We start from the raw sequence: 8,896 nt of genomic DNA, 5'->3' as shown, positions 1-8,896 counted from the left end.
GCAAAGGCAGTAACGCAACATACGCAAAGAAAACTGCACCGCCATCGAAACTGAAAGATGGAAATAAAGTTAAGACGCCAGACACGCATCCGGGAGAATTTCAAAAGAACAAGGACGGTTCATATACGCATAAAAAGACGGGATGGAACTTCAAAAAAGATCCATCTGAGCATGGTGGTGATCATTATGATGCAAAACCGCCAAATGGCAAGACTGGTGATTACCAAAATGTTTATCCGGACGGAACAGTGAGGTAGAGGGTGACTTAATGAAAATATCCTATTATGAGTTAAAGCGAGAAATTGAAAGAATACACTTAAGTCTATCTGCCGACCAGATGAATCAAGCCTCATTTGTTGGTATTCATCACGTACATGATTGGGATCATGGGTATGAATCAGACTTAGGATACGCCGGTAAGAGGCGGGAATTTTACGCCGATATGCGAGATATGATTTCGTTCTTAACAGATTATATTGATGAGTGTGATATTTCAGAATTTATTATTGCTCCTTTTCACAGAGTGAACCAATTTAGTATTAAGGACAAGAGTAATGATATATATCTGGAAATCAAGAACTTTTTCTCTGAACACGATGTAAAAAACCAATCACAGTCAGGCGTGAAACTTTCAATAGACACTAATGAAAGCATTTTGGAAATGGTGATCGAGGGGGCATTCCGGGGCATTTCAGAGCTGTGTATCCTATTCCATGAATGCAATGTTCTTCTTGTGCCCAATCATCATTTTGATTTTCCATTTTTCACACATTACATTAGTGAAGAGAAAAAGACTATCGAAAAACTTCTCTTAAAACATCCCAAACTACTTTATTACGAGAGCACAAATTAATAGACAGCCGCCTTGGGGGGTTCCCCTCGGCGGCTGTTTCTTTTTGTGTAGAATTACAAAGGATTGCCGAGAGGCAGTCCTTTTCATGTTCCGTAAAATAATTATTTGCGGAATATACCCCTACGTAGGAAAGGCACATCCTGCCGCCCGCAGTCCCTTGCCCGCGCGAACCGGATGCAACCTTCTCCCTCAGTGACTGCGCCGCCGTTCCTCTCCAAAAACTGAAAAATGTGACGCATCTTTACTTCTTCTTTGCTGCCGAGAACTCTTTACTCACGAGCTTGTAAGGACAGATTATATACTTGTTGATTGCTACAGATTGTATCAATCAACAAGTATATGAAGGGAGAGATAAACTGACATTAACTTCGGTTTTAGTAGAAGTCATTAAGAAAATTTGTCAAAGCAAGAAACGAGATTATCTATCCAAAATGCCTGAGGGCTATAGAATTATTGATGACTACGATGAAGATGCTATGCTGTCGAATATTCCTGCGATACCGTAATACTAAAAGGAGAGCAATTAAATCATCACCCTTTGCACACGCCACGCCACAAGTATGAGGATAGGCGGCAACCGCACCACATTCAAACTATTAGCAATTTGAACTATAGCTGTAGCAACAATGTATGGAGCATCTCATAAGAAACGGATTGTATGACAGACCTCCGAGTATAAGCATACTACCGGCAGCAAAAGTTGGCTGGGCAGTGGTCAAGGCGGAGAGAGGTTTGTGAGGGGTTGGTTGCTGAGACAACGGATACACTTGTCATTGAACTTGGGAACACACGGTGACACGAAGAAGCGCGAATCAAAAGAGAGCACTGACGAAAACAAACACGCCCACACAGGCCGGAGAGACGTCCGGCGCGTGTGGGCGTGTTTGTTTTTTGGGTGTGTAGCCGTTTTCACAAAGACAGCCTGTCGGAATGACCGCTCTTGACGGGTGCGGGCGCGGCCCGTTTCCTACGCAATTTGTCGCCCGCAGCCCCGTCCGCTTCGGGAGATGCGTGCCCTGCGCTTTGCGTTTGCACTCAAAAAGTGCAAAGCGGAGTATTGTTTAGATGGAATTGCTTGTTATTAGCGGCTGCAGATATCAAGATATACACCAACCACATCAAGAAAATATAAAGACATGAATTTCTGAAACCGTTATACTATAGAGTGGAATATGTTCAGGATCGCTATTTGCCACAGCCACAGGTTTTAGACAGGGGGATCAGTTCGGAGAATCAATGATTTGGGAGGTTGGTATCAAATGACAAGGAGTTTCAAGCGTGTTTTCAGCGCGCGCCGCGCAGTTTCCGTCATGATCGCCGTGATCATGGTTGTTGGGGCGGTTTCGTTCCAAGCGTTGGCGGCGCCGGTCGCGGACAAACCGGCGTCGGAATTTGTCCATCACGGCCTGCTGGCGCAGGCGTTCCGCACCACCGGCAGCGGCGCTAACGTCTCCTTCACCTCGACGTCCTACGGATATTATGTGGACAACGAAATCAGCTTCGGCACGATGGAGGACGTTCTTCAGGCTCGGTGCGGCGTCAATGACAGCGCGGGTATGCGCTGGACCGGCTGGATCGTTCCGCCCGAAACCGGCGTCTATGAGTTCCGCTGTTATTCCGACAACGGCTCACGCCTGTGGATAGGCGGCGACGGAAACACATCCGATGGTGGGGTCGACACAGACAGCGCCATCATCAACTACTGGAACGGCAATTCGTGGTGGGATCAGTCGTCAACTCCAACGTCATGGAGCAGCAGCGTCTCGCTGACCGCCGGCAAGGCCTACTATTTCCGGCTGGACTATTTCGAGTACACCGGCGGCAGCAACGTACGCCTTGTCTGGAGGAACGACCAAGGCATGGGCGAGAGGTTGGTGCCGGCGTCGGCGTTCTATCTTCCGGAAACGTACACGGGCCCGAGACTGAGCGAGATGGACATCAGCGGCGCCCAGCTGGATCTTGATGTGGGCGACACCGGCGGTTCCATTGTCTTAAACGGCGCCAGCCTGGATGGCGTCGCCGCCCGTCTGGTGACGTCAAGCGGCAAAAATGTATCCCCGCTGACGGTTGTTGGCAACACGGCCGCCTCTGTCACCGTCGCGGTGCCTCCGGGACTCAAGGCGGGCATGTATAAGATCCTGGTAGCGGGCGGCGGCTTTGAAGTGCCTTCGCCGGAGGAATTCTTCGTCTCGGTGGCCGGCGGACAGCTGACCGAACGCCCGGAGCATCCGCGTCCGGACTGGAAGCGCGAACAGTGGTTGAACCTCAACGGCTGGTGGGATTTTAACTATGACCCGGCCGGAGACGGCCTGCGGGAGGGCTGGCAGAACAGCCACGACTTCACCCAGAAGATCAACGTTCCGTTTGGCTGGACGACCGAGCTGAGCGGCGTCACCAACACCGGATACCGCGGCGAGGCGTGGTATCAGAAAACGTTTGTCGTCGACGAAAGCTGGACGGCCAATGGCAAACAGGTGTACGTCTATTTCGGCGCGGTCGACAACTGGGCCCGCGTATTCATCAACGGCCACGAGGTGCAGCTCGACACGCCGCAGTATTATTTTGGCGAGTACATCAAAGGCCACCGCGGCGGTTATACGCCCATTGAGTTCAATCTCACCGAGTATCTCAAAGACCCGGGCGAAGAGAACGTATTGACCGTCTGGGTGGAGGACAAGGCGATATACGGCCAGCACGGTTATGTCGCCCTTGTGGGCAAGCAGGGCCGCGAAGCGCCGTGCGGGTACAACCAGACCGGCGGCATCTGGCAGTCGGTGATTCTTGAGTCGCGCGGACAGACTTCTCTGGGTTACGTTCACGCCAACCCGAAAGTGAACAGCGGCGCGGCGGACGGCAGCGTGGTTCTCGACGTGGAGATCAACAATAGGCGCAGCGCGGCCGCACAAGACGTCACCGTGGACTTTGCGTTCACGCCCAAAAAGTATAACGCGGCGACGGGCACAGACGATATCACCGGCGCGCCCATCTCCGGTTCCGTTACGATTCCCGGCGTCCCGGCGGGTGAAGTCGCCGAGTATATCGGGGCTTTGACAATACCGATTCCCAACCAGAAGCTTTGGGACGACGTCGAACCAAATCTGTATTACGGAACGGCCACGCTGAAAATCGGCGGCCAGGCCGTGGACACCGTGAACCTCTATTTCGGTCAGCGCGAGGTGGACATCAGGGTTCAGGGTCAGGATGCAAACAATCGGGATTATTCATACGTCAACATCAACGGCAGGCCCGTATACCTGTCAGGACTGCTCGACCAGGGCTTCTGGATCGAAGGCCTTTATACGGCCGCGTCGGAGGAAGCCCTGCGGTACGACATTGAAGCCATGAAGAACCGCGGCTTTAACATGATCCGCAAACATCTGAAGATCGAGGATCCGATTGAGTATACATGGGCGGATAAGCTGGGATTTTTTGTATGGCAGGACATCCCACACGCCAACGCCATGATGGTCGGTCAATATGCGACCGGCGACACATACGCCCCCGGGCGCGACATCTATCTCGACTGCTTGGACGGCGCGCTGCGCCGCGACTACAACCGGCCTTCTGTCATCGCGATCATGCTCTTTAACGAGACATGGGGCATCACGAGGGGGTCGGGCGCGGCGGCTGCGAACACCCACCCCGCCAAGCTCACCGAGGCGCATACGTACAACTACAACACAACCTCCACCAGAACCTTGGCGGCCAACACCAGTATCAACGCGCAAAACGAAAACAACTGGCTTGCGGCCCTCTACTTCCACGTGAAAGAAGTGAGCCCGGGTAAGATTGTAGAGGACATGAGCCCTTGTAACAACGATCATCTGAATCCCACCGACATCAACACGTGGCACGACTATTCCAAAGGCTACAGCAGCGTCAACAACGTCGTCACCGGCCGCGAGAACAACACATATCCCGGTTCGACGAACAATTACCGCAGCGGCTTTACGCAGACGGGCCAGCCCGTACTGAACAGCGAGTACGGCAGCGTCGGCTACGGAGACTGGGACTACGACATATCGTGGTGCTTTAAGTATTATACGGATATCCTGCGCCAGCAGGTAAAGCACCAGGGTTATGTGTATACCGAGCCGCACGACATTGAGAATGAGCGCAACGGCATTCTCACATGGGAACGCTACGACAAGATCATGGGGTATGAGGAAGTCGCCTGGGGCGGCGATATGAGCATAGCCGATCTGAACCAGCCCAACTACGTGGGTATCGACGGCAACCCCAATACCACCGCGGTTCCGGGCGCGGCCTATTCGCGCAATGTCGTCGCCATGAACTGGAGCGGCCACGACTATCCGGGCGCGACGCTCAAGTGGCGTTTCGACGCGACGGACGCGTTCGGCAATAACATAACGACCGGTTTGTCCGGCTCTTCGCCCATCGACTACACGCCTTACGTACAGAGAAAGCAGGCCGTTTCCTTCCAGCTGCCGTTTGTGCGCTGCGTGGGTACGCTCACCGTCTGGATCGAAGACGGCGCCGGCAATAAGATTGCCAAGAATTTCCAAAATGTCCTCGTCAGACCGGCCGGCTCCAGCGTTTCGACCGAAATACTGGATGAAACGTCCTATGTCCTGCGCCAGCCGGCATCGGCGTCCGACACGTTCACAAACACAAGCGGCAGCGGGCAGGCGGTGTACAACTTTGCCGTGCCGGCGGACTTTGATCCGGCCGACCTGGCGCATATCCGCCTGTTTGCGGAAATCTCGTCGCTCAAACCCGCCACCGCGGTACAGGACAGATATCTCCCCACAACCCATTCTGAAGGCTCGCAGACTGTGAAGGGTTATGAGGCGCCCTCCGACCTGACCGTATATATAAACGGCCATGAGGTCGAAACCCTGTTCATCCCCGACAACCCGCGCGACACACGCGGCGCCCAAGCCCTGGGCGCGTTCATGGGCGGCGCCAGCGCCGGCAACTTCGGCTATCTGGTGAATCTCAGCTTGTCCGACGCTCTGATCAATACGCTGAAGGCCGAACTCGCGGCCAATAAGACGCTTTCCGTCACATACGGCGTCAAGAACGACACCGAAAACAGGAATGGTCTGCGCGTTTACGGCGAGACCAACGGGCGCTGGGCCGCCATGCCGACTCTCATGATCAACCCGGCGGACACGTACGCTGTCGGCGACTACGCGACGGACGGCATAAACTATGCCGTCGAGACGGCCGTGTCGCCAGGGCAGTCGTTCACCGTGCGCGGCGGCGTGTACACGATTGCCTATGAGGGCGGCCAGATTGTCCTCAAGCGAGGCGCCGCGACGCTCGGCGCGGCGGATGTGACCGGCCGTGACGTCGCGGTGCGCGTGCGTCTGTTCGACACCAAAATCACGCTGTGGGTCGGCAATAATCCCTCTCCGGCTGTCGCCGTTTATGATGAGACGCCGGCTGTAAGCGGACACATCAGCGGCCAGGGTCTTGCGTTTGTCGTCTCCCCCGAGACGTACGAGCTGACCGGCGCCGGCATGCCTGAAGCCCAGGCCGACGTGCAGATTGTGAACAGCTTCAACAACGGCGCGAACCAGGCAGGCTACTCGACCTATGCGGGCGGCACATCCAGCACATGGACGTTCGCGGGAACCGCGAACAACGCCACGTTTACGGCGAGCACTGGCGGCAAGTTTGTCGTCCCCAACTCGGAGTTCTCGGATGGCGTGGCCGAGCTTGACGTGACCATGACGACGACCGGAGGCAACTGCGGTCTGCTGGTGCGCAGCTCCAATTACAGAGCCGGCACAGACAATGTCAACGGCTATTATTTCGGAATAGAGAGAGACGGCAATACTTCTTACCTGACGATCGGCCGAATGGATCAGGGCTGGAGCGCGCTGCAAAGAACGTCTCTGGGCACTGCCACCGCGTTCCCTCTGACCAATACCAAGCGCCGCTTGGCTGTGGTGATGACCGGGCCGCGTATGCAGTTCTACATAGACGACACGTTGCGGGCGACGGTCTACGACGCCACGTATTTGTCCGGCTCGGTCGGCTTCAGGACCTATAACGCGGCCGGAAACATTGACAACCTGGTCGTTTCCAGCGCGCCGCGTTATTCGAACCAGTTCTCGGCGACGACTTCCGGCAGCGACGCCGCCATCGCAAACTTCACAAGCCATGCATCGACGACAAACAACGTGTGGAGCATAAGCGGCAACCGTCTGGCCGCGTCCGGCGCCGGCGCGGCGCTGGTCGGCGACTATGGCTGGAGCGATTACGAGTTTACCGCGTCGGTACGTCCGACGTCGAGCACAGCGGCCGCGGGCCTCGTCGTGCGCGGCCACCTGAACGCCGGCGCGCCGAACGGCTATGTGGCGGCCCTGAATCGAGCCGACGACACCACGGGTAAGATTCAGCTGCTGAGGGTGAACAAGGGCGTTACGACCGTGTTGGCGGAGGAGGATTTCACATTCGCCGCCGACAACGAGGCCGCCTATCCGCTGATTGTACGCGTCGTCAACAACACTTTCCGCGTGTACGCCAACACCGACGGATCGACGGGAACGCCAGATACGGTCAGACCGCTCATAACGGTCATCGACAACGTCTATCCCACGGGCATGGCCGGTGTCGTCAGCCTGTCCGGCACGGCGGATTTCGACGATTTGAACATCAAGGATAAATTCGTCTGGCAAGAGGAGTTCAACGACGGGACACTCTCTGGCTGGAGAGAGTATGGAAACGGCACGGCGTCGGTCGCCGACAACGAACTTACGCTCATACAGAACAGCAACGGGTATAAACTCACCGACGGGTACGCCACGTGGGAGAACTACACGATCAAGGCGGACATCAAGCTGCTTATCAAGGCAGGTAAATCCAACGGCGGGTTTACATACCTGTCGACGGATTTCGGCGCCGGCCAGGACGATCTGCGCGGCTATGTCACAGGTGTCAACTACAACACGAGCGCAACCCCGTCGGCGAACGAACACACGGGCGTGGAAACCGGATCCATTCACTGGGGCTGGACGGCGCTGACAAACACCACAGCCGGACAGATCACGTTCGATCCGAATGAGTGGCACCCGATGGAAATAACGGTTGCAAGCACCGGCTCCGCCGCGACCACGATTCGGGCGACGGTGGACGGCAAGCTGTGCTACAGCTATACCGCGCCGGCGAACCGGGACTTCCATTACGGGCAGATAGCAGCGCGCGTGTTCAACTCCGATATGAAGGTGCGCAATCTGCGCGTCATACCGAGCGGTGCGACGGAACCGGTCGCCGAATTCTTGATTGCCGGCCGTATACAGCCCGACTTACCAAGTACCGCCGACATGTCCGGCCTGATGGTTACGCGCTACGACTTTGCAGACACGGACTTCTCGAGGCCGCTGGGCACGGCGGATATCTCGGCCGACGGCAGCTACGCCTTTGGCGAGAAAGCGCCCAGCGGAAAGTACGTGGTGCGTGCACTCGACCCGAGCGGTATCTTTGAAACATCCATCATTCTGGTCGATTTGGTCAAGGACGTCTCAGACGCGGATATCATGCTCGGCGCCGTCAAGGATCTGATACTCACCAAGGAGCTAGGCGGGCCGCTGTCGGCCAAAGTCGTCATTGATACAGCTGCCGGCGACGATGACGACGCCTGCATACTGATCGCTTTCTATGACGCGAACGGCAGACTGGTGAGTGCCGAGCGTGTAACGGAAGCGACGGCTGTGAGCGGGACGTTCAAACGGCTTGACATTTCGGTGAGCGACGTTCCCGCAACCGCCGTCGTCGCGAAGGCGTTCGTCTGGGGCGGCCAGTACGCGCCGCTGCGCCTTCCGGAGGAAGAAATTCTTTGACGCGGCAGCGCCCATGCCGAAGATGAAAATGCCGTTTTCGTTCCATGAATGCATAATGGCAGTCGGTTCAAAATAAAAATAACCCCAGGAGCGCCTATGACGCTCTTGGGGTTATTTTTTGTCGTACATACTCGGAAGACGGACAAAAAGCGGTACCGCAGTCGGTTTTATACCGGCGGCGTCGCGACGGGGAACGGTGTCCGCGCCGTGACGACGGCACCGCCGCGCTGAC

At 55.9% G+C, this 8,896-nt stretch carries 3 protein-coding genes; all 3 read left to right on the top strand.

Translation table 11 applies throughout. The annotated features are described in order from the left end of the window. Positions 1 to 257: hypothetical protein (locus LBK75_00690; protein MDR1156814.1), on the top strand; the 257-nt coding region annotated here is incomplete at its 5' end. Between the two features lie 11 nt (positions 258 to 268). Then, complete coding sequence (locus LBK75_00685) at positions 269 to 853, top strand: hypothetical protein (GenBank protein ID MDR1156813.1); 585 nt, start codon at positions 269 to 271, stop codon at positions 851 to 853. A 1,259-nt stretch (positions 854 to 2,112) separates the two neighbouring features. After that, positions 2,113 to 8,664, top strand: a complete 6,552-nt coding sequence (locus LBK75_00680; protein MDR1156812.1) for a DUF1080 domain-containing protein — start codon at positions 2,113 to 2,115, stop codon at positions 8,662 to 8,664. Positions 8,665 to 8,896: the final 232 nt, after the last annotated feature.

The organism is Oscillospiraceae bacterium (assembly GCA_031265355.1).
Classification (GTDB): Bacteria; Bacillota; Clostridia; order Oscillospirales; family UBA929; genus JAIRTA01.
Note: the sequence above shows the minus strand (reverse complement) of the source record. Positions and strands in the feature narration are given on the sequence as shown.

What these genes read in the sequence shown, in the direction of transcription:
- LBK75_00685 (MDR1156813.1), top strand. Translation starts at nt 269, where the DNA reads ATGAAAATATCCTATTATGAGTTAAAGCGAGAAATTGAAAGAATACAC.
- LBK75_00680 (MDR1156812.1), top strand. Translation starts at nt 2,113, where the DNA reads ATGACAAGGAGTTTCAAGCGTGTTTTCAGCGCGCGCCGCGCAGTTTCC.